Below are 20,695 nucleotides of genomic sequence, written 5' to 3'. Positions count from 1 at the left end.
TAGTTAACTACTATCAAGGAGTTGATTTCTATGAAACCAAATTATGTAGGAACAATTCATAAAGTTAAGGTATTAACTACTTATCCAGAAATGTTAGTCCGCTTTTCTTTGCAGACTCAAAAAGAGACTATCAACTGCATTATTTCTAAAAAAGAATTGGCGGATGAATTACTCATGTTACCTGATGGCACAGAACTTGCTGTTTATGGTAGGTATAATCAAAAAAGGCAACTAGTTGTGGTGAAAATGTGTGTGCGGAAAATACACCACAAAAATTTAATTAGCTAAATTTTTGTAAAATGGCTAAGCGGAGGATAAAAAAATGGCAATGAATGATTTAGCAAACCACATAATTGCTCGTGCACAAAATACAAAATTAGGAATTACTAATTTACAACTTCAAAAAGTACTTTACTTCACGTTGATTGAAGGCTTGAAACAAAAAATAATAGATGCGGAATGGTTAAGTGAACAATATGATGCTAATTTTTTCGTTTGGAGATATGGGCCTGTAGTTAATACTATTTACGAAAAATACAGCGTTTATGGTGCAGCAAAAATTTTTGAACCTAAAAAAGAAATGCCTGAGTTTTCCAAACTAAACACTGTTATTGATTTTCAATTAAAACAAAAATTATCTGAACTAACAAACAAAAGTCTGCAACATGATTTTTGGAAAGAAAATATGTTTTATATAGTTCATGGTCGTAGTAATATTCCCTATCAATTAGAAAATTTAATTAACGAAACAAAAAAGGCTTACCTCTCAAACGAGAAGTAAGCCTTTAATTATGGACCATGATGGATTCGAACCATCGACCGAACGGTTATGAGCCGTTTGCTCTAACCAGCTGAGCTAATGGTCCAAGTAAGAACCACCTTATTGGGGATAAAATAGTTCTTACTGGTTATAGCTTGATATATAATAATTTTACTTTACTGATTTTCAATTTTCAACAAAAAAACGACCGTCTTATTGAGAAAAGGCGGTCTGCGTGAAAAAATAAGAGTTTAAATATGTACAAATATTTTACAATATCTGTTTTTTGAGTTCAATATTTTTTATGTAAAAAGTTGCCGCCTCGTTTGGGAAAGGCGGCAAGAGGTAGTAATAAAATGAAAAATAAAATTGTTTGGTGAATACATTTTACCGCTTTCTTTTTTGAATTTCAACAAAAAAAGAGAGCTCTCTATAAAACATAGAGAGCTCCGTTACAATTGAGAAAACCATGCAACCTTTACCAAAAAGGCCTATTACTATTTTATACAAGCTTTAGAAATATTTCAATAAAAAAATGCACCTATCTTAGGACTTGGAAAAAGATAGGTGCACCCTTCTTTTACTCTCATAAAAGAAGGTCAAATATGGAAATATCAAAAGGTAACTATATTTTAAACCTATTTATTCTAAATTTCAACAATAAAAAGCACCCTATCAATCATCGATAGAGTGTGAACGAGAAATTTAATAATGTACCAAATGTAAGGATATTATAAAAAATTTTGAGAGATTTTTCAATACTTTTTTTGCTTAATATCCTGTTCCCCATGTATTGCTTGGGTCACCATCATTTGGACCAACAGGAATATAAATTCTTGTTCCGTTTGAATCTGTTCCACCTAGCCAAACATAGCCGTCTGCCACGTGAACAGAATCATATCGGAATTGTGCGCCTTTTGGCCAGATACCATATACTGGCGCATACAGACTAGGTGAGCCAGTACGTAACACAATCCCTTCATTTACACCGATAGTAAAAACTTTAGCTGGTTGAGGTTTGCTATTTTCCCAAAGCTCCGCAATATCTCCATCGTTTGCATAACCTAATAATTTACCGCTATTTTCAATCCGATATAGGTTTTTACGACCATCTAATTTCTGTGTGATTGTACCAACTTGTGTCCATAAAGTATTTGCATTGATATGTTGCTCGATTGGCGCATCTGGAGTTTTGTAGATTGTTGTAAAACGAACATTCTGCCCTACTTTATATTTAGGCTTGTTTGGTTTGCCAGGGTTTACAATAACATCGTGACCATCTTCTGGAAGTCCAGTTTGTAAATCTTGTGCTAATTGTGCTTTGCTAATTCCCCAACTTGCTAAATAACCATATGGGTCGGTATGATCGCCCCACCAAGTTTTGGTAACCCAATCATGCGTTACGATTCCATAACCTGTTCCATCGTCTAAATCAAATGTTGCCCCAATTTGAGTTGCTAAATCACGAATCAAATTAACATAGGCTGCATAGTCTTTCTTGAACGTTTCTTTGTTATTCGTCCGAGCTAATTCAATTTGTGCATAGGCTTTTGCATTCGCTGTTGGTCCTGCGCCCCATTGAATTTGTCCTGCTGGGGCTAATTGTTTCACGCGTCCACCAGAACCAACAAAATAGGAAACATACGCATTTTGCCAATTTCGTTTCATATATGCCACTTCATTGTCTAAACTATTTGGACCGACATTATTTCCATTTCCTGACTCATGTAACACAATTAATTCATTGGTTGCATAGCCAGGAAAATAACCGCTAAAATTGATTGGGTCTTGTTCAATTTGATAAGCATCTACGCCAACTGGTAACATCAAACCTAAGGTCATTGCGCCAGCTACTAATAATTTAACAGTTTTTTTCATAAAAACACCTTCCTAAAATTAATAATAAAAAGGCATGGCTTAGAGCCATACCTCAATTTAATTTTTCATGAATTTTTTCTACTGTCGTCTTGATGTCCTCAACATCTTTTAACGAGTCCGCAAGCTTTCCAATTGTTTCTTGATAATTACGTTCGCGATCACTATTTTGTTTCATCACCCAAATAAATAAACCAACAAATAGAGTAGTAAACGTTACTTGCTCTGGATTCGTTAATAAACCTCTCACAAACTCTTCAATCATTGCTACTTACCTACTTTCCGACAATTTCTTTCGCTTCTTTTTCGGTTAAACAACCTTGTTGGACAAAACTTTCAATATCGGACTTGGTGTAAATGCCCATTTCGTAGAAAAATTGAATATCTTCCTTAGTTGGATACATCTGGCACGCCTCCCTCTGTAATTACGACATCTTCTTTTGGAAAAACAACGTCTTGAATACGTTCAACTAAACTTCTTAATTTAGTCACTTCTTTCATTGTATTCGCTGCAATTTGATTCGAGCGTACATATAAGTCATAAGGCACACCACGCACCCAAATCCATTGATTTGTTTCCCAGTCAAAACCTGCAATCATCACGTCTGGCCCTTTTGGTGGCTCAACCTCTGTAAATGGTCGTGAAGTGATTGAATCTTTTGGTGCTAGCCAGATTTCATAGGTTTGGCCAATGACTTTGTACACCACTTTCATATTTTCGTTCATAAAAATTCCTCCTAATTATTAAATACTTTATCCCACAACTGCTGAATTTGCGTTTGCATCTGGCTAATTGTAGGGTCTCGTTTGTAATAAAGAATGTCTGTGCATGTATCCTAATAAAGTAGACACATTTTTTGGTATACTATTAAATAAATAGACAGAAATTTTGAAAGGAATTTTTAATATGGTAAATAACAGAAAATCACCACGTAAATTTGACGAAGAGTTTAAAAAATCCATTGTAAAACTTCACGAAAGTGGTAAAACTCAAAATGCTTTAGCTAAGGAGTACGGCATTGCTCTTTCTTCAATTGCTCGTTGGGTCAAACAATATTCCGAAGTAAAAATTGACGATGACACGATCCTTACGGCCCGTCAAATCAAACAGCTACAAAAACGAAATGCGCAACTCGAGGAGGAAAATTTAATCCTAAAAAAAGCGATTGCCATATTCACGCCTCGCTTGACGAACGATTAAAAGCCATACACATTCTTCGATATGAACACAGTATTGTTACACTCTGTCGTGTACTCAAAGTCAATCGTTCCACTTATTACAAACGCTTTTCTGGAAAAGTAGCCCCAAGAACAAAAGAAAATCAACACCTAAGAAAAGTGATTTTAGAAATTTATACTTCTTCTCAAAAACGTCTTGGCGCTGCAAAAATCCGCCAGATTCTTTTGCGTGATTATGGCATTTCGATTAGTATTGGTCGTGTTTATCGCTTGATGAAAGCAATGGACCTCCCAAAAATGTCTACAGTAAAGCCTGTTTTCAAAAAAAGGAAAAACAAGGTTTCTTTAACACGGCCAAATCATCTAAACCAAGCGTTCAATCCACCTGCACCAAATCAAGTTTGGACAAGTGATTTTTCTTATATCCCCATCGGGAAGAAAACATTTGCGTATTTGTGTGTCGTTTTAGATTTGTTTTCTAGAAAAGTAATTGCTTGGACCGTAGGATCAACGATTGATACAAAACTAGCCATTCAAACATTAGAAAAAGCACTTCATTCTCGAAAATTAATGAATCCTGTTCTTTTTCATACAGATCAAGGGTCTCAATATACCTCTTTTGAATTTAGAAAGTTTATAGAGCATCATCCGATTGTCCATTCTCTTTCAAAACCAGGTTATCCGTGGGATAACGCCGTTACCGAAGCTTTTTTTAAATATATGAAAAAAGAAGAATTAAATCGCCGTTCATTCCATTCAATCGAAGAAGTACGTTTGGCTTGTTTCGCTTACATTGAAGGATTCTATAACACCAAACGTCCTCACGGAACATTAGATATGCTTACACCAAATGAAAAGGAGGCTCTTTACTTTGAATGTCTTTAAGTATCTTCTCTTTTTGTGTCTACTTTATTGACATCTATCCAAACATAGCCTTTGGAACAACCCCATTTTTCAGCAAGTTCTGCTTGAGTAAATCGTGTTTGTTTTGACTTAGCAAAGTATTTTTCTTCAATGATTCTCATTTGCTCTGACACTTGTTCTTCTACCATTTTTTCTATGACATTTGCTAATTCCTCTTTAACACTCATGCCTACACCTCCTACGTTGGTTGATTTTTATTCATTCCTTTTGATAAAATTTCCTTATCAGTGAGTAGTCCACTGAAATAACTGATAAGGTGGTGATTTTAATGGAAAATATTACTGAAATTAAAGAATTAAAAGATGTAGATAAAGTTAATAAACTTCTAAAAGAAGGTTGGAAATTATTGTCAGTTAATACTTACTATCCAAACCATATGATTAGAACGACTAATATGGAAGCTGCTCCACTTATCTACGTACTTGGTAAATAATTCTTTAATCCATTCCTATATTTTATAGGGATGGTTTTTCCTTATAATCACTTTGTTACTTTTCTATTTCTAAATTAATACCCAAAATCTCTTCAATTTGTTTTAGTCTCTCAATCGGTTTACGATGTTCATTTAAAATATCTTGTAGATAAGCCATTGAAATTTTCATTCGACGTGCCAATTCTCGTTGGCTCCATTTCTTTTCAATAAGGGCAATTTGTACTTGTTGTTTTAAAGTCATTAGTAGCCACCTCCTCCTACTACTCAATTGATAATATTCAATTATTTTTGTCAAATCTATTGACAGTCAATTGACAATAGTACATAATGTAAGCATAAGAAATACAGCACACAAAAAGTGAGCTTTACTTATGTCTGGGGAGACAATTCAGTTTTTGTTTCGCTTTTTGTATGCCATAAATTACTTGCTTACAAAACATAGTATAATTGACTATTATCAATTTGTCAACGAATTATTTGTACAATTGTCAATTTCTTTGTTTTAAAGCCGAAAGGTCTGATATCATGCTATTAGATAGAGTTAAGTTATTGGCAAACGAGAAAAAAATGACCGTTGCCGAGTTAGAAAGAAAATTAAATTTTGCACAGGGAAGTATAAGTAAGTGGTCAAAACAATCTCCTTCTAGCGAAAGATTGCAAAAAGTAGCTGATTTTTTTGATGTCAGCGCAGATTATCTCCTAGGTCGTACAGATAAACGCCGATATTATGATTTAACAGAAAAAGATGAAAAAGATATCCAAAGAGAATTAGAATTGATTATTGAAGATATGAAAAATTCTGAAGCAATTGCTTTCTCTAAAGATACAGAAGAACTTTCTCCCGAAGCACGTGCTGCAATTCTTTCTTCAATTGAAGAATCTTTACGTATTGGAAAAGCTCTTGCCAAGAAGAAGTTCACTCCTAAAAAATATCGTGGTAATCAACAGTAACAAACAGGAGGATTTTCATATGCTTTTATCAGAAGTGCCGTATAAAATTGAGAAACTAAAAAAACAATATGGGACCAATGATCCATTCAAAATAGCTGAAAAGAGAGGCATTACTATTCTATATGGCTATTTTGGTGATGAAGTATATGGTTTTTACACCAAAAATCATCGATGTAAATTTATCCATTTAAATGCAGAATTACCTTATCAAAAAATGCTTTTTGTTTGTGGCCATGAACTGTCTCATGCTATTTTTCATCCAAATGACAATACAGCACAAATGACTGCAGACAGTTTTTCTTCTACTTCTAAAATAGAAGCTCAAGCAAATTGCGGTGCTACACACCTTTTAATAGATGGTTCACATTTAAACGAACTATACTATCCTACTAAATTAGATATTTTAAATTACTATGGATTACCATTAGAAATGGGAATATATTTGTAAAAATAAAAATCAGTTTTGTAGATGATTTTTATATAAATATTTTTAAGAAACGAGGAATTATTGGTATGAAAAAAATAGTTATTGGATTAATTTTCAGTAGTTTGTTATTAGGTGCTTGCGGAAATACAACAAGTTCTACTAATTCAGATGCACAAAAAACAATTGATAGTTTAAAAACAGAAAATTCAAATATGAATAAAAAAATCAAGTTTTATGAAAGCTTACTAAAAACAGACGAATCTTCTTCATCTACTGAAACGTCAAAAACAGAAAATCAATCAGCAACAAAATTATCTTTAAATCAAACTTTGGAACTAGGAGATGAAAAAAAACAAGCTGAAATTAAAGTGATTGAAGCTACTACCAATCAATCAGCTTTTCCAGAACATATGATTAGTTTGGATAACTATGATACTACAAAAATGGTGGCTGTCACAATCGAATACACCAATGTAGCAATGGATGATAATTTCCTACCATACTCAAGCTATTTCCAAGCGTTCTCAGATGATGGACAAAAACTAGAACAAGTTAATCAACAAAATGGACAAGATGCTGTTTCCATGGGTAGAACTGGAAAAACTCAACTTTTCTGGGAACTTCCTGTCGAAGGCTCACAGTTCAATCATATGGAAATTGATTTTGTACCTAGTGATAAAAAAGTAGCTACATTCGATATCAATGTTAACCATTAATAAAAGCATATCTTATAAAATATAAAAATAAATACACATTCAGCTATTTAAGCAGTAATTATAAAAAGCCTTCGGGCTTTTCTTTTGCAGAAATAAGAACATACATTCGAGAAAGGAAGAAAACTATTATGCTATATTACGAATTTAGAGAGTATTTAGAAACTCACGCTAAACAATCACTTGATTTATTTATTGAAAAAGCCACAGAATACCAAGAAGAGAAAAATAAAAATAGAAAAAAAGACAAACGATGGAATGAAGTCCAAATTCAGCGTGCTGTTAATCAAATGTTAGATAAACTTATAGATAATGCTTACGAACAAATCAAAGCTAAAAAAGGCGTTCCCAAATATAACGGTACACAAATTTGGATAGATTTCATGAATGAATATGAGTTTTTAGAAATGTTTTCTGATGGAATAAACGAAATGGAGTTTTTTGAATGAAAAAATGGTCTGGAAAAGAACTAGCTGAACACATAATAAGTTATCATAAAACAAACAATCCTTTACTTCTAGCAAAAATTTATGGATTCGAAATTAATCATATAGTTCCTTTAGGATCTCCAGCAATGTATATCATCCATGATGATGGAAAAAAAGAAATTCTTGTAGATTTATCTATGCCCCCTAATCTTTCTATGTTTCATATTGGGAAACAGCTTGCATTATATCTGCTAGAACATCCAGAAGAAATTATGGGAGTTGATTAATATGGCTACAATAAAAAAATATACAAAAAAAGATGGTTCAACTGCCTATATGTTCAATGCATATTTAGGCATTGATCCATTAACGGGAAAATCCAAACGCACAACTAGGCGTGGCTTTAAAACTCAAAAAGAAGCAAAACTTGCTCTTGCTCAGTTACAGATAGAAATTGACCGTGGAAAATTTGTAAAACAAGATTATAGCTTATTTAAGGATGTTTACGAACTCTGGTATGCTCAATATGTAAACACTGTCAAACCATCTTCTGCTGAAAGAGTAAAAATATATTTTGAAAAACAAATTTTACCTGCTTTCGGTGAACTAAAATTAGCTAAAATTACTTCTTCTTATTGTCAAAAAGTAGTCAATGAATGGAGCAAAAAATATAAACGTTTTGATTCTATGAAAATGTACGCATCAAAAATATTTGAATTCGCAATTGCACAAAATTTACTGTCAATAAACCCAATGAAACGAATTATTATGCCTAAACGACAACGAGAAATTAAAACAAAAGAGAACCAAAACTTTTTAGATAGACATGAGCTCCAAACATTTTTAAATCTTATCAAACAAAAAGAACCTATACAATACTACACTATTTTTCATTTGCTAGCCTTTACTGGTATGAGAAAAAGTGAATTAGCTGCTTTAAATTGGTCAGATATTGATTGGAACAACGAAACAATTAATATCAGTAAAAATGTCTCATACACGGCTAATAACAGAACAATATCAACTACTAAAACAAGTTCTTCTGATCGTACTATTTCAATTGATTCTACAACTTTAAATATTTTAAAAAAATGGAAATTAGAACAAAAAAAAGAACTCTTGGCTAGAGGCATAAGAGTTGAAGAAGATAAAAAGCAATTAGTTTTTAGTAATATAAGCAATCAAATTATGCCAGCCAACATTTTATGGAAAAAATTGAAAAAATATCCTCAATTTAATATATCTCCACATGGTTTCAGACATACACATGCCTCTCTATTGTTTGAATCAGGAGCTTCAATTAAGCAGGTACAAGAAAGATTAGGACACAGTAACGTAAGTACTACATTAGATATCTATACACATGTAACTAAAAACGCTGAAAAAGATGTGGCAAACAAATTTTTAAATTTTATGAATTCATAAATATGGTATTCAAGATGGTATTCAAACTCCAATTTATTAATATCAAACGCTGATATAAGTGCATTTAAAACTCATAATAATAGATCACGATAATCGGTTCCCCAACCAGATAATTCTAAATCATAGTCTCTCGTTTGATCACGATCAACACGAATAGTAAAAGGAACTTGAGTAACATTCACTTCTAATCCGTCTAGATTTTCTTCCAATTGAAATTGGAAAAACTCAGCAGCTTTTTTGGCGCTGTCTGTATCATCTGTTAAAAATTCTAATTTGATTTTATCCAGCCCAATTTCTTTTTTCCCTTTTTCCCAGAATTCTTTTGCTTTCGCTGTATCGTAGGTTAAGTAGTTATTTTTCTTAGCAGCTAGTTTTGTGAAATCTGTTCTATCTGGCGCAATCGTTTGTCCTGGCGGAATTACTTGATCTGTAGCCGTTGATTGATCTTGCAAGACTTCTTTTACAAAACTTTCTTTATCAAAAGCTTGTGCCAACGCTTTACGAATATTGTTGTTCGCTAAAGCCGGATTTTCTTTTCCATCACGAACGCTGTTCATTTTTAAAAAGTATGTGACGAATTGAGGAATTGAAAGAAAGGCTGGATTATCAACATAACCAGGAATAAATTCACCACTTAGCTTATTCACTACATCCAATTCATTCGAGTCAAACAAATTCACCGCTGTCGTTGGGCTCTTAATTACTGAAACTTTCGCTTCTGTTAATTTAACTTTTTCAGCATCCCAATACGTATCATTTTTTTCGTAGGTCCAGTCATCGGAAGAGGCATTATCCCATTCTTTCAATTTAAAAGGACCATTATAAATCAAATGTTCTGCATCAGTGGCATATTTATCCCCTTGTTCTTTGATATATTTTTCATTTTGTGGAAACAAAACAGGAAACGAAAGTAATGATTTCAAATAAGGGGTAGGCCGCTCTAAAGTTATTTCTAACGTTTTATCATCTAGCGCCTTAACCCCAAGAGTATTCACATCTGCGCCTTCTAAAGCAATTTCCTTAGCATTTTTAATGACATCAAAAAATAAAGCTTGATGAATCGACCCTGATTTAGGGGAAGCAACTTGTTGCCATGCATAAACAAAGTCATTTGCTGTTACTGGATCATCATTCGACCATTTGGCATCTTCTCTAATCTTAAATGTATAAACGGTTTCATCTTCAGAAATCGCTGGTTCTTCGGCAGCGACCCCCAACTCTAATTCATCTTCTTTACCTAAAACATAGAGTCCTTCATAAACTTGATTCATGACTAAAGTCGAGGTCGTATCCCCCGCTGTGTGTGGTTCCATTGTCGAAATAGCCGCTTCAGAACTAATTGCAATTTTTTGTTCCGCTGCTTTGTTACTATCAGCCGAGTTTCCCGTTCCCGCCTGACAAGCCGTTAAAGCTAAAAGCAAACCGACGCATCCTAACATTTTTAATTTCTTCATACCGATCCCTCCATTTTACAAACTATAACCTTCAAATTTACCAGAATTTTCTGATAAAATATAGAAAAAGAAGCATATCTGATAAGAGTCTCAAAAAACTTACAGATTATAGAAATACTTGAGAAATTTAAAGTAGCTGAAACAATAGTAAAAGCATTAAAAATTAAGTATACTATTGCTATATCTTTAAACGATGCGTTTCTATAGGTTGTAAGCGCTGATTGTTCTTATTTGGTCACTTGTGACTACCAATCACGTGATGACTTGGAACTTTTTTCTATTAGTATAAGGATACCTTATTTTCCCTAAAATAGTTTTGTAACATCTTACAATAAATACACTTAATTTTTAGATAATTCATACAAAAGGAGGCCTTGCTAATGATGACGGTCAATGATCTACTCCATGCAGAAGAACTACCTGGTTTAACCTTATTGACGCACGAGACCAATTTAGATGCGCCAATTCTACAAGCAAATATTTTAGAAAATCCTGATGCTTTTGACTGGTTAACGCCAGGAGAAATTTTATTAACTACCGGCTATATTTTCAAAGATCAGCCTTGCTTGCAAAAACGTCTTATTCAAGAACTAGCAAATATGAACTGCGCTGCTCTAGGCTTTAAAGTCCAACGTTATTTCAATGAAGTTCCACAAGAGATGATCCAATTAGCGAATGACGTCGGATTACCAATTCTCTCAATCCCTTATAATTACAACTTTTCTCAAATTATTTCATTGGTCAATCGCCGAGTCAATCAACCTGACGAAACGATTAGCCAACATTCTGTTCATATGCATAATAAATTTTATACAATTATCAAAGCTGGCGGAAAAAGTACCCAATTACTGGAAGTATTAAGTGCCGCGATTCAAGCGCCTGTAATGCTTTTAGACGAGCGTTTTCAGATTATGAATCATTTTGATTTACCTGATGCACCAACAAGAATCACCAGTATTTTAAACAACGCGACTCTCAAAAAACAGTTTGAGACAGCTTTAAAAGCCCAGAACAATGAGCTACTATTATTTTATAAAGAACCATTGACTGTTGAATTTTCCTTAGCGAACCATCAGTTATCTTTGCGAATTTTACCCATCAAAAAGAAAAATCTCAGCTTATCTTACTTAGTGATTTGGCAAACTACCAAAAAATTACAGACGATTGATTTATTATCTGTGGAGGTCTGTGCTCACTACCTTTTACCACAACTTCAATTAGAATCTTCGGAAAATTTAACAACGAGGCAAAAGATTGGGGCGCTGTTTCAAGACCTTATCCAAGAAAAAAATACCAATCCTCAAGCTTGGCAAGAATTTAGTAATTATCTGCAATTAAATGAAAAAGATACATTTAGTCTCTTGCTTGTAGCCATTGAACAATTGGAACAACTGTTTAATCCGACTATTCAAATGAATAGCATTGGCCATCAATTGAATCATATTTTAGAAGGATATCGACAAAAAATTACTGCCTTTCCTACACAAACTGGCTTTATTTTATTACTAGAAAATCCAGCACAAGAGGAAGCCACCTACCTTGCACAAACCACTCATCTTGCCAAGAATTTACTAGAGCAACTAATGAAACTGAATCCAAAATTATCATTTAAATTAGCGATTGGTCCAACTGTCAAGAAAATCACCAATCTGTGTGATTCTTATAAATTAGCACAAGAAACATTCCACTTAGCACAAGCAAGTCAAGAATTACAACAACGAACTATTTTGAATTATGACGACCTCTTTTTTTATCGTTTAATGATCGAAACCCTGACCAAACAAGCCAAACAAAAAATATATCAACGATTGATTGAACCATTAGAAAAAGAAGATCAAAAACATGAAAGTTCCCTACTAGAAACCATCAATACCTACTTTCAATCGAATAAAAATATTTCGTTGACTGCCACAAATATGTATGTACATCGTAATACAATTATTTACCGCTTAAAAAAAATAGAAGAGATTCTTCACTTAACTTTAGAATTTCCTGATAGTTCGCTACAACTAAGTTTGGCTGTTTATTTATATAAACAAAAATTACTATAAAAAAGCCACCACGAATAGTAAATCGTGGCGGCTTTTTTAACTGTTTCAATTTTGCTAGCGAATAATCATTACAGAAATTGGGGCATATCGAGCCATATAAGCTGCTTGGCTACCAAAAAAGCTTTTTAATTTGCTAGTTGACTTGGAGCCAATAATTAACAAATCTGGTTTATTCAAAGGAATAAGCTTATTAATAATTAATTCCCCTGGGTTCCCTTCATTGACAATTACACTTACTTTATCGATGCCATTCGCTAACGCTTCTTGTTGATATTTTTCCGTTTGTTTCTCTAATTTCGCCAACTGTTCTTGCCAATAATTTTTATCTAACGATTGGTAAACATTAATCTCTTTCTCTTCTAAAATCGAAACAATAACCAATTCAGCTTGTTCTTCTTTTGATTTTTGGATAGCATAATGAAATGCTTTTAACGCATCTGGCGACTCTTCAACACCAACCATAATTTTTGAAAATTTCATTATTTAACCTCCTCTACTTGTCGCTCCATAGCTGCAAGCTGCTGTGCGTATCGTTTATCACCTTTATATAATTCTACAACCGTCCAAACTAACAAGAGGATGACGAGTGCTATGATGACATAAGCAATATTATCGGCTAACGTAATTTGACTCGCTGTCGGATTATCACCGAAGAATCCTTCAATTTGATCAGGTAAGCCTTTCATATTGAGGTAAATTAAGCCAATGACAGAAACCCAGCCTAATAATTTAATTAACCACGAGTTTTTAAAATGTTCACCCATTTCAACACGGCTATCTGTAAACATCAGTAAAGGCAACATCGAAAATGGCAAAGCAAATGCTAGAAAAACTTGTGAATTGTTCATTAAATTATTAATCGCGATATGCTCTTCCACTGTACTTTTCCCGCTGGTCATTAAAACACAGATTAAGACAGGAATAACAGATAACAAACGTGTGACCATCCGACGTAACCAAATTGGCACGCGCATATGAATAAAGCCTTCCATAATGATTTGACCAGTTAACGTTCCTGTAATTGTTGAATTTTGTCCTGATGCCAATAAGGCTACCGCAAATAAAATCGATAAAATCCCAGAACCTGCAATATGCGCTAAAATAGAATTACTCATAACCGCTGGATTTGATAAAGCATCAAACAAACCAAAGAATGAAGGATCTTTGACACTGCCGGATTTAAAAACGGCCACACCCATAATCAATAACAAAGAGTTAACAAAAAATGCCATCGTTAATTGAATATTAGAATCCCAAGTTGAAAAGCGTAAAGCGCGTTGAATATCGGTTTTATCTTTACGATCAATTTTACGACTTTGTACAACAGAAGAATGTAAATACAAATTATGAGGCATCACTGTTGCACCAATAATCCCCAATGCACCTGTCAGTGGCGTTTGCCCATTCACCGCATGTGATGTAGAAAAAGCTTCTGCGCTAGGAACCAGCCCTTTAATTACATCTCCCCATACTGGATTTGACAATGCCACTTGATAAGCAAAAATTACAAAAATTACAACAATTAAAGCAACAACAATAGCTTCAATTTTTCTAAAACCAATTTTTGTCAATAACAACAAAAGTAAAACATCAAATACCGTAATGAAGACAGCCAGACCTAAAGGAATATGAAATAATAAATATAAGGCAATTGCGCCCCCGATAACTTCAGCGATATCTGTAGCCATAATTGCTAACTCTGTTAAAATCCATAATACAATACCTAACGTCTTACTAGTTCTAGCACGGATTGCTTGTGCTAAATCCATCTGTGAAACAATGCCTAATTTAGCAGCCATATATTGGAGCAACATTGCAATCAAACTGGAAATTAAAATAATCGACATCAATAAATATTGAAAATTTTGTCCCCCAGTAATTGAAGTAGACCAGTTTCCTGGATCCATATACCCCACTGCTACCAATGCTCCTGGACCTGAGTAAGCAAATAACGTTTTCCAAAAACTCATATTTTTAGGCACGTAGATGGTGCCATTAATTTCTTCAAGCGAAGGACCATTTGCATATTCAATCAAATGATGTCTTTGCTTTGGTTCATGTTCTTCTGAATTTTTCAATTCAATTCCTTCTTTCGTTTTGCAATAATTTTAAAAGGCCCTTCCCGTTAGAAGGTTAACCTCTAATATATTTTAGGTACACCTAAAATATACTGCTAAAAATAACAAAATGCAAGACTTGAAAGAAAATTTTGTCAGTGTAAAAATAGGTTGTCGTAAATGTGCGATCTTAAAGTTTGAAGAAATTAGGATAGCTAGTAGTTGATTATCTTAAGAAGTAGAAAATAAGGGACCTAAGTCATTTCAGCTTAGGTCCCTTATTTTGTTTTTATTCGGTTACTCTATTAAGAATGGTTGCTACAATTTCTGTCGTGTCAGCTGAATGATTTCTAAAAATCTCGGTAAACTGAATCTGACGAAAACCTTCAAGTACTTCGGGCAACTTATTTTTCCCCCATTCAAAAGTTCCATCATTTCTTTTCAATAATCTTTGTAAAATTTCTTCTTTCTCGACCGCTAACAAAAAATGGTAAACGTCAATGCCTGCTCGTCTCAGATATCCAATCAGCTCTTCTTCATATTCCTTTTTATAAAGGGTCATTGGAACAATAATCGGCCGTCCAGACTCTTTGGACATTCGTTTTAATAAATGAGCATTCCAGCAACGCCATTCCTGATACTCTTGAAAATCATTTTCTTTCATTTCTTCGGGAACTAACTCCATCAATGCACTACCAATAATTTCTGGATCATAAATGATTGCATTGGGAAGTTTTTGTTGTAACTCATGTGCAATGGTCGTTTTTCCGGCTCCAAACGCACCGTTTAACCAAATAATCATCATAATTTCCTTTCTTCTGAACAAATTTCTTTGTTGCTTAATTTAGGTGCTAGATTACTTTTAATTTTTTTATCTTTTTTATTTGTTCATCTACGCTATATGTGCCATCTAAAAGATAGTCTGAACTTGCTGATACTTTTTTTTCATGTTCTATAAATAGTGGTCTAACATTATTTAAATAGTTATGGGCCCACTTAATAATACTTTCTCCTTGAGAATAAGAATAATCTCTAATCACTTGGCGAGCAAAACAAACATCTAATGGCGTTTTCAGGTAGATCACAATATCAATAAAAGGCTTCAAATCATCGTGTAAATAGCCAAATGGAAAGTCTATAAAAATATAGTTAAATTTGCCTTGAGCATTCACAGAAAAAAAGTCTTTCATTAACTGGGTAATATCGAATAAATTGACTGCAACGTTGAAATTTTTTAATAAAAAAGCATGGGATGGTGCCGATGGCAAAGCATCAATACTATAATCATCGAATGAAAGTACATAAGCATTTTCAACAGTATCAGATAAAACATTAATGAGTGTCGTTTTTCCACTTGCTGTCACACCGCTAATTACTATCACTTTTGTTTTCAATACACTACCTCCCAAAATTTTATCCATTCACGTATAGTTACTACTTACATCTTTAACAGTAAACGAGACAAACTAAAAATACAACACCCTATACTATTCACCTTGCATTACATAACATACTCATCTGATAATTTCCCCCTAAAAAAACAGAATATGGGCAATCTTTTTAAGAATCATTGAATAGAATAACAACAAACAGTAATTCAGGTATAACTAGCTAGAAATTGTTTTATTTTTAGTCACGAGTATGATAAGCATGTAAATCAAATAGAATCATATTAGGTGAGGTTACTCTGAAGAACACAGGTTATCGCTCGGAAATGTCGAGAGACAGTAACGAGTAAAGCAGGGATTGTCGAATTAAGGCTTTCCTAAGATAACTAGAATTTTTTTCTTACGTCTCAGAAAGCCAAAGCTCAATTATTGTGATTACCCTATAATCTTCTTCTTTTATTCGGCGACCTCTTTAATATGATTAATTGGAGGTTTTTAAATTGAAAGCTGTCACTGCATCATCTAAGAAAAATACCCTACTTGCTAAAAGTATCGGGAATCTTACCTTGCTCATCATTTTAGGCATTTTCATTTTTATCATCGTCTTCTCTTGGCTAAAAATGAATCGCCCTCTTCACACCCTTCCCTCAGAAGAATTCCTCGCAACACCAAGTAAAACAGATGATTTCTTATCTCCATCAAATCTTTTTTACTTTTCAATTCGAACCATGTTTCGAATGATTGTGGGTATGGCTTGGTCCTTCCTGTTTTCCTTTGTTTTTGGTATTTTAGCCGTAAAATATAAAACGGCACGAAGAGTCATTTTACCATTAGTTAATTTCCTTGAATCCGTTCCATTACTAGGCTTTTTGACCTTTACAACTGCTTGGTTACTTGGTTTATTTCCAGGAAATGTGATGGGCGCAGAAGCGGTTGCTATTTTTGCCATCTTCACAGGTCAAGCTTGGAACATCATGTTGACTCTTTATCAAATAATGGAAGTTATTCCTTCAGATCTAGTCAATGTGACCGATCAGTTCAAGTACAATGCTTGGGAAAAATTTTGGCGTCTTGAATTTGTTTACTCAATTCCTGGCTTACTTTGGAACGTTATTATTTCTCAAACTGCGGCTTGGTTTGCCTTGGTGGCCAGCGAGCAAGCTTCTGTTGCCTTTCCTAAAGAAACCAACCTTTATTTACCAGGAATTGGTTCTTATATCCAAGTAGCATTAAATCGAGCCGACTTTAAATCCTGTTTATGGGCTGTTTTTGCCTTATTAATCAATGTGGTGATTTTAAACTTTTTAGTTTTTCAACCTTTAGTTCGAGCCACTTATTATTTTAAATATGAAACAGATGTCGAAAGTACGACGCCACCTAAATCCATCATTTATCATTTATTAAAAAAAGCAACTTTAACGAAATACTTTTCAAAAGCTTTTGTGAAATTCAGTCATTTTTGGATTTACGATTTACCAAAAGTTTGGTACTTTTTCAAGCTAGACTATCTCTATCGATTACTAGCAAAATTACGCCATTTCTTCAAAACATTATGGTATGTCAGCTTAACCATTATTGGGGTTTATTGTTCTATTAAGCTCTATCATTTCTTGCCCCATCAAGATTTCAGCATGATTCCTAGATTAACACTTTATACTACGCTACGGGTTACCTTGGCCATGGTCGTTGCTGGCATTATCTTTACTCCCTTAGCAATTTGGGTTGCGAATGATAATCGGCGCTTAAGTATCGTTCAGCCGATTGGACAAATTTTAGGCTCCATTCCGTCAAATGTTTATACTCCATTCATTGTGTTGATTATTAGTATGGGCTTCAACAAATTAGAATGGTGGATTCTACCACTCATCATGGTTGGTTGCCAATGGTATTTTTTCTTTAATGTAATTGCTGGCTACTTAGCCATCCCTGATGATATTCGTGACGTGACCAAACTTTTTAAATTATCTAAATGGCAATGGTGGACAAAATTTTTGATCCCTTCTATTTTACCTTACCTCATTACAGCAATTATTAACGCTGCTGGTGCTGCTTGGAACGCTGATATCGCAGCAGAAAGCATTCAATGGGGCAAAAAATCAATAGATGTTACTGGCCTAGGACAATATATTGCGGCAAACGATGGCGTAAAAGATAAATCTGCCTTAGGAACCTTAGCGATGTGTTTCGTTGTTGGTTTATGTATCGCCTTTGTTTGGCAACCTTTATATCGAGCAGCAAAACAAAAATTTCACTATTAATAGCTGGACGACTCAACTCGACTAAATTTTTAAGATAAACTAGAGAGGAGAACGATAGGTGATTTACCTTGACCTATCTAATAAGACGATGGAAAATAAAGAATTATTAAGCATAAAATCAGTATATAAAGAATTTGAAATTGAAGGACATTCAGAACATTTAAAAGTCCTTGAAAATATTGATTTAACAGTTAAAACGAATGAATTTTTAAGTATTATCGGACAATCAGGAACAGGAAAATCAACGTTGCTCAGAAGTATCGCTGGACTTCTTCGTACAACTAGAGGTGAAATTACTTTTGAAGATAAAATCATTAATGAGCCTGATGCCAATATCGGCATGGTTTTTCAACATTTTGCCCTTTTTCCTTGGTTGACAGTTGAAAAAAATATCAGCTTTGGCTTAGAAAACCGTAAAGAAATTTCCCGTGAACAAATAAATAAAAGAGTCAGTAATCTCATTGAAATGATTGGTTTAACTGGTTTTGAAAAAGCTTATCCCAGAGAGTTATCTGGTGGAATGAAACAGCGTGTAGGCTTTGCTCGTGCTTTAGCCATCGAACCTAGCTTATTGCTCTTAGACGAACCTTTTTCAGCTTTAGATATCATTACAGCCAGCCAATTATCTAACGATTTATTAGAAATTTGGCTAAACAATCAAATTGCGACTAAATCAATTGTGATGATCACGCATGATGTTCAACAAGCAGTTCAACTTTCTGATCGGGTTGTATTAATGGATGCAAATCCTGGTCGTATTGCCAAAATTTACTCAATCGATATCCCCAGAAATCAACGTTCGCCAAAAACAACCATTGATATTGTAGAACAAATAACAGAAGAAATGGTTCGTCGCATTCATTTGTAAATAGAACTGTTTTGACTTCTGCTTATGTCTTGACAAAGAGTTACTTAAAAGACTATTATTTCTTTGTAATAAGTTAGGTGAGGCTCCTATACAAACATAGGCTATTGCTCAGAAATGTCGAGAGACACCAATGAGTAGAACAAGACTGGTCGAGAAGAAGGCTTTTCTCAAAATAGCTAAGAGTGATCTTTACGTTGTATAGTGCTAAAGCTCAACGTTCATGTTGATATATATTTTTAGTCTCTAGTCAATCAGTTAAGTAAGTACTTTTATTTAAAATTAAGAGAGGAGTGAAAGTATGACTACTATGTTAGCAATCATTGGAACTGTTGCAATCATCACAGTTCAAGTTATTGAATATAATATGACAGAAATTCATATTCCCACTGCAGGAACATTTAATGACGATGATGCAGAACCCCCACATTCTTCTGTAACCCTTGTATTTATTCGCACTATACTTATCACTCACTCACTTAACTTTCCATCTCATTTTTTTGAGATGGTTTTTTTATGTATTCTAGAAAATAATAAACAAAAAAGACTGTTAAATCAATGATTTAACAGTCTTTAGTATACCGGCGGCCGGGGTCGAACCGGCACTCCCGTGAAGGAACTGGATTTTGAGTCCAGCGCGTCTGCCAATTCCGCCACGCCGGCAAGATATTTTGGAAGGCGGTAACCGGATTTGAACCGGTGATGAAGGTTTTGCAGACCTCTGCCTTACCACTTGGCTATACCGCCATATTCCATTTTTGTTACAAAAAAACTGGGGTAGCTGGATTCGAACCAACGCATGACGGAGTCAAAGTCCGTTGCCTTACCGCTTGGCTATACCCCAATAAAATTACAAAGGGCGACCGATGGGAATCGAACCCACGAATGCCAGAGCCACAATCTGGTGTGTTAACCACTTCACCACGATCGCCGTAATCTTAAAAAGTGTATCTATTAAATAATTAAATGGCAGGGGCAGCAGGAATTGAACCCACACCAACGGTTTTGGAGACCGTTGTTCTACCTTTAAACTATGCCCCTAAAATGGAGGAAAGTGGATTCGAACCACTGAACCCTAAGGAACGGATTTACAGTCCGTCGCGTTTAGCCACTTCGCTATTCCTCCATAAATGGCGTGAGACAGAGTCGAACTGCCGACACACGGAGCTTCAATCCGTTGCTCTACCAACTGAGCTACCACGCCTAAAACAAAAGCTTGTTCAAATAATTTTCAAGTAACAACATTAAATGGCGGTTCCGACGGGATTTGAACCCGCGATCTCCTGCGTGACAGGCAGGCATGTTAACCCCTACACCACGGAACCAACCGAGTAATGGAGGTTAACGGGATCGAACCGCTGACCCCCTGCTTGTAAGGCAGGTGCTCTCCCAGCTGAGCTAAACCTCCAAAAAGGAATGTTACTATTAAAATAAATGACCCGTACGGGACTCGAACCCGTGTTACCGCCGTGAAAGGGCGGTGTCTTAACCGCTTGACCAACGGGCC

General features: G+C 34.5%; 25 protein-coding genes, 11 tRNA genes and 2 riboswitches. Of the genes, 14 read left to right on the top strand and 22 right to left on the bottom strand.

Translation table 11 applies throughout. The features are described 5' to 3' along the window. Nucleotides 1-30 precede the first annotated feature (30 nt). Nucleotides 31-288: a hypothetical protein gene (locus IGJ63_RS04050; protein ID WP_172759931.1), complete on the top strand. Its 258-nt coding sequence runs from the start codon at nucleotides 31-33 to the stop codon at nucleotides 286-288. A 34-nt stretch (nucleotides 289-322) separates the two neighbouring features. After that, a complete protein-coding gene (locus IGJ63_RS04045; protein ID WP_438745976.1) occupies nucleotides 323-781 on the top strand; it encodes a hypothetical protein in 459 nt (152 codons plus the stop codon). An 11-nt stretch (nucleotides 782-792) separates the two neighbouring features. Here the strand turns inward: IGJ63_RS04045 and IGJ63_RS04040 are convergent. The 5 genes from IGJ63_RS04040 to IGJ63_RS04020 all read right to left on the bottom strand — a co-directional run bounded on the left by IGJ63_RS04040 (nucleotide 793) and on the right by IGJ63_RS04020 (nucleotide 3,361). Beyond that, a tRNA-Ile gene (locus IGJ63_RS04040) sits at nucleotides 793-866 on the bottom strand. Nucleotides 867-1,531: 665 nt separating this feature from the next. Beyond that, nucleotides 1,532-2,638 carry an SH3 domain-containing protein gene (locus tag IGJ63_RS04035; RefSeq protein WP_438745974.1) on the bottom strand — a complete coding sequence of 369 codons (1,107 nt, stop codon included), beginning with the start codon at nucleotides 2,636-2,638 and terminating at the stop codon, nucleotides 1,532-1,534. Between the two features lie 52 nt (nucleotides 2,639-2,690). Continuing rightward, nucleotides 2,691-2,900, bottom strand: a complete 210-nt coding sequence (locus IGJ63_RS04030) for a BhlA/UviB family holin-like peptide (RefSeq protein WP_002364623.1) — start codon at nucleotides 2,898-2,900, stop codon at nucleotides 2,691-2,693. A 10-nt stretch (nucleotides 2,901-2,910) separates the two neighbouring features. Continuing rightward, entirely contained in the window at nucleotides 2,911-3,039 is a 129-nt protein-coding gene (locus IGJ63_RS04025; protein WP_438745972.1) for an XkdX family protein, read from the bottom strand. Continuing rightward, nucleotides 3,026-3,361, bottom strand: coding sequence for a hypothetical protein (locus tag IGJ63_RS04020; protein WP_438745970.1), 336 nt, complete (start codon nucleotides 3,359-3,361; stop codon nucleotides 3,026-3,028). The genes IGJ63_RS04025 and IGJ63_RS04020 overlap by 14 nt, the downstream gene beginning before the upstream one ends. 181 nt (nucleotides 3,362-3,542) lie before the next feature. Here IGJ63_RS04020 and IGJ63_RS04015 point away from each other — a divergent pair. Continuing rightward, nucleotides 3,543-4,699, top strand: a protein-coding gene (locus IGJ63_RS04015; protein WP_438745968.1) for an IS3 family transposase whose coding sequence is annotated in 2 segments (ribosomal slippage) — nucleotides 3,543-3,801 and nucleotides 3,801-4,699 — 1,158 coding nt in all. Because the reading frame shifts where the segments join, the coding sequence is not laid out codon by codon here. Here IGJ63_RS04015 and IGJ63_RS04010 read toward each other — a convergent pair. Beyond that, complete coding sequence (locus IGJ63_RS04010) at nucleotides 4,696-4,905, bottom strand: hypothetical protein (RefSeq protein WP_438745966.1); 210 nt, start codon at nucleotides 4,903-4,905, stop codon at nucleotides 4,696-4,698. The two genes, IGJ63_RS04015 and IGJ63_RS04010, sit on opposite strands and share 4 nt — an antisense overlap. Nucleotides 4,906-5,006: 101 nt before the next feature. On the opposite strand from IGJ63_RS04010, the gene IGJ63_RS04005 reads away from it, so the two are divergent. Further along, on the top strand, nucleotides 5,007-5,171 hold the full coding sequence (locus IGJ63_RS04005) for a hypothetical protein (protein ID WP_438745964.1): 165 nt from the start codon (nucleotides 5,007-5,009) through the stop codon (nucleotides 5,169-5,171). 55 nt (nucleotides 5,172-5,226) lie between these two features. On the opposite strand, the gene IGJ63_RS04000 is transcribed toward IGJ63_RS04005, so the two are convergent. Further along, nucleotides 5,227-5,412 carry a helix-turn-helix domain-containing protein gene (locus tag IGJ63_RS04000; protein WP_016619056.1) on the bottom strand — a complete coding sequence of 62 codons (186 nt, stop codon included), beginning with the start codon at nucleotides 5,410-5,412 and terminating at the stop codon, nucleotides 5,227-5,229. A 284-nt stretch (nucleotides 5,413-5,696) separates the two neighbouring features. On the opposite strand from IGJ63_RS04000, the gene IGJ63_RS03995 reads away from it, so the two are divergent. The 6 genes from IGJ63_RS03995 to IGJ63_RS03970 all read left to right on the top strand — a co-directional run bounded on the left by IGJ63_RS03995 (nucleotide 5,697) and on the right by IGJ63_RS03970 (nucleotide 9,115). Continuing rightward, nucleotides 5,697-6,122 (top strand): helix-turn-helix domain-containing protein, encoded by a 426-nt coding sequence (locus IGJ63_RS03995; protein WP_174114354.1) that lies wholly within the window; start codon nucleotides 5,697-5,699, stop codon nucleotides 6,120-6,122. Nucleotides 6,123-6,141: 19 nt separating this feature from the next. Beyond that, nucleotides 6,142-6,570, top strand: a complete 429-nt coding sequence (locus IGJ63_RS03990) for an ImmA/IrrE family metallo-endopeptidase (RefSeq protein WP_438742449.1) — start codon at nucleotides 6,142-6,144, stop codon at nucleotides 6,568-6,570. Nucleotides 6,571-6,635: 65 nt separating this feature from the next. Continuing rightward, nucleotides 6,636-7,265, top strand: a complete 630-nt coding sequence (locus IGJ63_RS03985; RefSeq protein WP_438745961.1) for a hypothetical protein — start codon at nucleotides 6,636-6,638, stop codon at nucleotides 7,263-7,265. Between the two features lie 128 nt (nucleotides 7,266-7,393). Further along, complete coding sequence (locus IGJ63_RS03980; RefSeq protein WP_010717855.1) at nucleotides 7,394-7,711, top strand: hypothetical protein; 318 nt, start codon at nucleotides 7,394-7,396, stop codon at nucleotides 7,709-7,711. Continuing rightward, nucleotides 7,708-7,977 carry a hypothetical protein gene (locus IGJ63_RS03975; RefSeq protein WP_010717854.1) on the top strand — a complete coding sequence of 90 codons (270 nt, stop codon included), beginning with the start codon at nucleotides 7,708-7,710 and terminating at the stop codon, nucleotides 7,975-7,977. The genes IGJ63_RS03980 and IGJ63_RS03975 overlap by 4 nt, the downstream gene beginning before the upstream one ends. 1 nt (nucleotide 7,978) lies before the next feature. Further along, nucleotides 7,979-9,115: a tyrosine-type recombinase/integrase gene (locus IGJ63_RS03970; RefSeq protein ID WP_438745959.1), complete on the top strand. Its 1,137-nt coding sequence runs from the start codon at nucleotides 7,979-7,981 to the stop codon at nucleotides 9,113-9,115. Nucleotides 9,116-9,186: 71 nt separating this feature from the next. On the opposite strand, the gene IGJ63_RS03965 is transcribed toward IGJ63_RS03970, so the two are convergent. Then, nucleotides 9,187-10,569, bottom strand: a complete 1,383-nt coding sequence (locus IGJ63_RS03965) for a peptide ABC transporter substrate-binding protein (RefSeq protein ID WP_438745957.1) — start codon at nucleotides 10,567-10,569, stop codon at nucleotides 9,187-9,189. 380 nt (nucleotides 10,570-10,949) lie between these two features. On the opposite strand from IGJ63_RS03965, the gene IGJ63_RS03960 reads away from it, so the two are divergent. Next, the gene (locus IGJ63_RS03960) at nucleotides 10,950-12,620 is read left to right on the top strand and encodes a PucR family transcriptional regulator (protein WP_002358159.1); all 1,671 of its coding nucleotides are present in this window, start codon (nucleotides 10,950-10,952) and stop codon (nucleotides 12,618-12,620) included. 54 nt (nucleotides 12,621-12,674) lie between these two features. Here IGJ63_RS03960 and IGJ63_RS03955 read toward each other — a convergent pair whose 3' ends face one another. The 4 genes from IGJ63_RS03955 to IGJ63_RS03940 all read right to left on the bottom strand — a co-directional run bounded on the left by IGJ63_RS03955 (nucleotide 12,675) and on the right by IGJ63_RS03940 (nucleotide 16,098). After that, on the bottom strand, nucleotides 12,675-13,100 hold the full coding sequence (locus IGJ63_RS03955) for a universal stress protein (protein WP_002395014.1): 426 nt from the start codon (nucleotides 13,098-13,100) through the stop codon (nucleotides 12,675-12,677). Then, nucleotides 13,100-14,698: an Nramp family divalent metal transporter gene (locus tag IGJ63_RS03950; protein WP_438745954.1), complete on the bottom strand. Its 1,599-nt coding sequence runs from the start codon at nucleotides 14,696-14,698 to the stop codon at nucleotides 13,100-13,102. The genes IGJ63_RS03955 and IGJ63_RS03950 overlap by 1 nt, the downstream gene beginning before the upstream one ends. Nucleotides 14,699-14,966: 268 nt before the next feature. Further along, a complete protein-coding gene (locus tag IGJ63_RS03945; RefSeq protein ID WP_002377872.1) occupies nucleotides 14,967-15,482 on the bottom strand; it encodes an AAA family ATPase in 516 nt (171 codons plus the stop codon). A 46-nt stretch (nucleotides 15,483-15,528) separates the two neighbouring features. Continuing rightward, nucleotides 15,529-16,098 (bottom strand): adenylyl-sulfate kinase, encoded by a 570-nt coding sequence (locus tag IGJ63_RS03940; protein WP_284955369.1) that lies wholly within the window; start codon nucleotides 16,096-16,098, stop codon nucleotides 15,529-15,531. Between the two features lie 240 nt (nucleotides 16,099-16,338). Continuing rightward, a riboswitch (M-box (ykoK) riboswitch) is annotated at nucleotides 16,339-16,506 on the top strand. Between the two features lie 44 nt (nucleotides 16,507-16,550). Here IGJ63_RS03940 and IGJ63_RS03935 point away from each other — a divergent pair. The 3 genes from IGJ63_RS03935 to IGJ63_RS03925 all read left to right on the top strand — a co-directional run bounded on the left by IGJ63_RS03935 (nucleotide 16,551) and on the right by IGJ63_RS03925 (nucleotide 19,750). Continuing rightward, complete coding sequence (locus IGJ63_RS03935; protein ID WP_002384764.1) at nucleotides 16,551-18,323, top strand: ABC transporter permease subunit; 1,773 nt, start codon at nucleotides 16,551-16,553, stop codon at nucleotides 18,321-18,323. Nucleotides 18,324-18,411: 88 nt separating this feature from the next. Beyond that, complete coding sequence (locus IGJ63_RS03930; RefSeq protein WP_002360638.1) at nucleotides 18,412-19,191, top strand: ABC transporter ATP-binding protein; 780 nt, start codon at nucleotides 18,412-18,414, stop codon at nucleotides 19,189-19,191. Nucleotides 19,192-19,253: 62 nt separating this feature from the next. Continuing rightward, nucleotides 19,254-19,421, top strand: a riboswitch (M-box (ykoK) riboswitch). A 68-nt stretch (nucleotides 19,422-19,489) separates the two neighbouring features. Next, complete coding sequence (locus IGJ63_RS03925; RefSeq protein WP_284955370.1) at nucleotides 19,490-19,750, top strand: hypothetical protein; 261 nt, start codon at nucleotides 19,490-19,492, stop codon at nucleotides 19,748-19,750. A 17-nt stretch (nucleotides 19,751-19,767) separates the two neighbouring features. On the opposite strand, the gene IGJ63_RS03920 is transcribed toward IGJ63_RS03925, so the two are convergent. From IGJ63_RS03920 to IGJ63_RS03875, 10 genes are all read right to left on the bottom strand, one after another. Continuing rightward, nucleotides 19,768-19,851, bottom strand: a tRNA-Leu gene (locus IGJ63_RS03920). 13 nt (nucleotides 19,852-19,864) lie between these two features. Next, nucleotides 19,865-19,935 (bottom strand) — tRNA-Cys (locus IGJ63_RS03915). 25 nt (nucleotides 19,936-19,960) lie between these two features. Next, nucleotides 19,961-20,032 (bottom strand) — tRNA-Gln (locus IGJ63_RS03910). 14 nt (nucleotides 20,033-20,046) lie between these two features. Then, nucleotides 20,047-20,119 (bottom strand) — tRNA-His (locus tag IGJ63_RS03905). A 36-nt stretch (nucleotides 20,120-20,155) separates the two neighbouring features. Then, a tRNA-Trp gene (locus tag IGJ63_RS03900) sits at nucleotides 20,156-20,229 on the bottom strand. Between the two features lie 4 nt (nucleotides 20,230-20,233). After that, nucleotides 20,234-20,314: transfer RNA gene (locus IGJ63_RS03895), tRNA-Tyr, on the bottom strand. A gap of 5 nt (nucleotides 20,315-20,319) precedes the next feature. Beyond that, nucleotides 20,320-20,392, bottom strand: a tRNA-Phe gene (locus tag IGJ63_RS03890). Nucleotides 20,393-20,437: 45 nt separating this feature from the next. Next, a tRNA-Asp gene (locus tag IGJ63_RS03885) sits at nucleotides 20,438-20,513 on the bottom strand. 10 nt (nucleotides 20,514-20,523) lie between these two features. Beyond that, nucleotides 20,524-20,596, bottom strand: a tRNA-Val gene (locus IGJ63_RS03880). Nucleotides 20,597-20,623: 27 nt separating this feature from the next. Beyond that, nucleotides 20,624-20,695: transfer RNA gene (locus tag IGJ63_RS03875), tRNA-Glu, on the bottom strand.

Source organism: Enterococcus sp. DIV1375a, from assembly GCF_051712205.1.
Lineage (GTDB): Bacteria > Bacillota > Bacilli > Lactobacillales > Enterococcaceae > Enterococcus > Enterococcus faecalis.
This window is presented reverse-complemented; position numbering and strand designations above follow the sequence as displayed.

What these genes read in the sequence shown, in the direction of transcription:
- IGJ63_RS04025 (WP_438745972.1), bottom strand. Translation starts at nt 3,039, where the DNA reads ATGTATCCAACTAAGGAAGATATTCAATTTTTCTACGAAATGGGCATT.
- IGJ63_RS03965 (WP_438745957.1), bottom strand. Translation starts at nt 10,569, where the DNA reads ATGAAGAAATTAAAAATGTTAGGATGCGTCGGTTTGCTTTTAGCTTTA.
- IGJ63_RS03925 (WP_284955370.1), top strand. Translation starts at nt 19,490, where the DNA reads ATGACTACTATGTTAGCAATCATTGGAACTGTTGCAATCATCACAGTT.
- IGJ63_RS03975 (WP_010717854.1), top strand. Translation starts at nt 7,708, where the DNA reads ATGAAAAAATGGTCTGGAAAAGAACTAGCTGAACACATAATAAGTTAT.
- IGJ63_RS04045 (WP_438745976.1), top strand. Translation starts at nt 323, where the DNA reads ATGGCAATGAATGATTTAGCAAACCACATAATTGCTCGTGCACAAAAT.
- IGJ63_RS03985 (WP_438745961.1), top strand. Translation starts at nt 6,636, where the DNA reads ATGAAAAAAATAGTTATTGGATTAATTTTCAGTAGTTTGTTATTAGGT.
- IGJ63_RS03945 (WP_002377872.1), bottom strand. Translation starts at nt 15,482, where the DNA reads ATGATGATTATTTGGTTAAACGGTGCGTTTGGAGCCGGAAAAACGACC.
- IGJ63_RS04020 (WP_438745970.1), bottom strand. Translation starts at nt 3,361, where the DNA reads ATGAACGAAAATATGAAAGTGGTGTACAAAGTCATTGGCCAAACCTAT.
- IGJ63_RS03980 (WP_010717855.1), top strand. Translation starts at nt 7,394, where the DNA reads ATGCTATATTACGAATTTAGAGAGTATTTAGAAACTCACGCTAAACAA.
- IGJ63_RS04010 (WP_438745966.1), bottom strand. Translation starts at nt 4,905, where the DNA reads ATGAGTGTTAAAGAGGAATTAGCAAATGTCATAGAAAAAATGGTAGAA.
- IGJ63_RS04030 (WP_002364623.1), bottom strand. Translation starts at nt 2,900, where the DNA reads ATGATTGAAGAGTTTGTGAGAGGTTTATTAACGAATCCAGAGCAAGTA.
- IGJ63_RS03940 (WP_284955369.1), bottom strand. Translation starts at nt 16,098, where the DNA reads ATGGATAAAATTTTGGGAGGTAGTGTATTGAAAACAAAAGTGATAGTA.
- IGJ63_RS04005 (WP_438745964.1), top strand. Translation starts at nt 5,007, where the DNA reads ATGGAAAATATTACTGAAATTAAAGAATTAAAAGATGTAGATAAAGTT.
- IGJ63_RS04035 (WP_438745974.1), bottom strand. Translation starts at nt 2,638, where the DNA reads ATGAAAAAAACTGTTAAATTATTAGTAGCTGGCGCAATGACCTTAGGT.
- IGJ63_RS03990 (WP_438742449.1), top strand. Translation starts at nt 6,142, where the DNA reads ATGCTTTTATCAGAAGTGCCGTATAAAATTGAGAAACTAAAAAAACAA.
- IGJ63_RS03960 (WP_002358159.1), top strand. Translation starts at nt 10,950, where the DNA reads ATGATGACGGTCAATGATCTACTCCATGCAGAAGAACTACCTGGTTTA.
- IGJ63_RS03995 (WP_174114354.1), top strand. Translation starts at nt 5,697, where the DNA reads ATGCTATTAGATAGAGTTAAGTTATTGGCAAACGAGAAAAAAATGACC.
- IGJ63_RS03970 (WP_438745959.1), top strand. Translation starts at nt 7,979, where the DNA reads ATGGCTACAATAAAAAAATATACAAAAAAAGATGGTTCAACTGCCTAT.
- IGJ63_RS04000 (WP_016619056.1), bottom strand. Translation starts at nt 5,412, where the DNA reads ATGACTTTAAAACAACAAGTACAAATTGCCCTTATTGAAAAGAAATGG.
- IGJ63_RS03930 (WP_002360638.1), top strand. Translation starts at nt 18,412, where the DNA reads ATGGAAAATAAAGAATTATTAAGCATAAAATCAGTATATAAAGAATTT.
- IGJ63_RS04050 (WP_172759931.1), top strand. Translation starts at nt 31, where the DNA reads ATGAAACCAAATTATGTAGGAACAATTCATAAAGTTAAGGTATTAACT.
- IGJ63_RS03955 (WP_002395014.1), bottom strand. Translation starts at nt 13,100, where the DNA reads ATGAAATTTTCAAAAATTATGGTTGGTGTTGAAGAGTCGCCAGATGCG.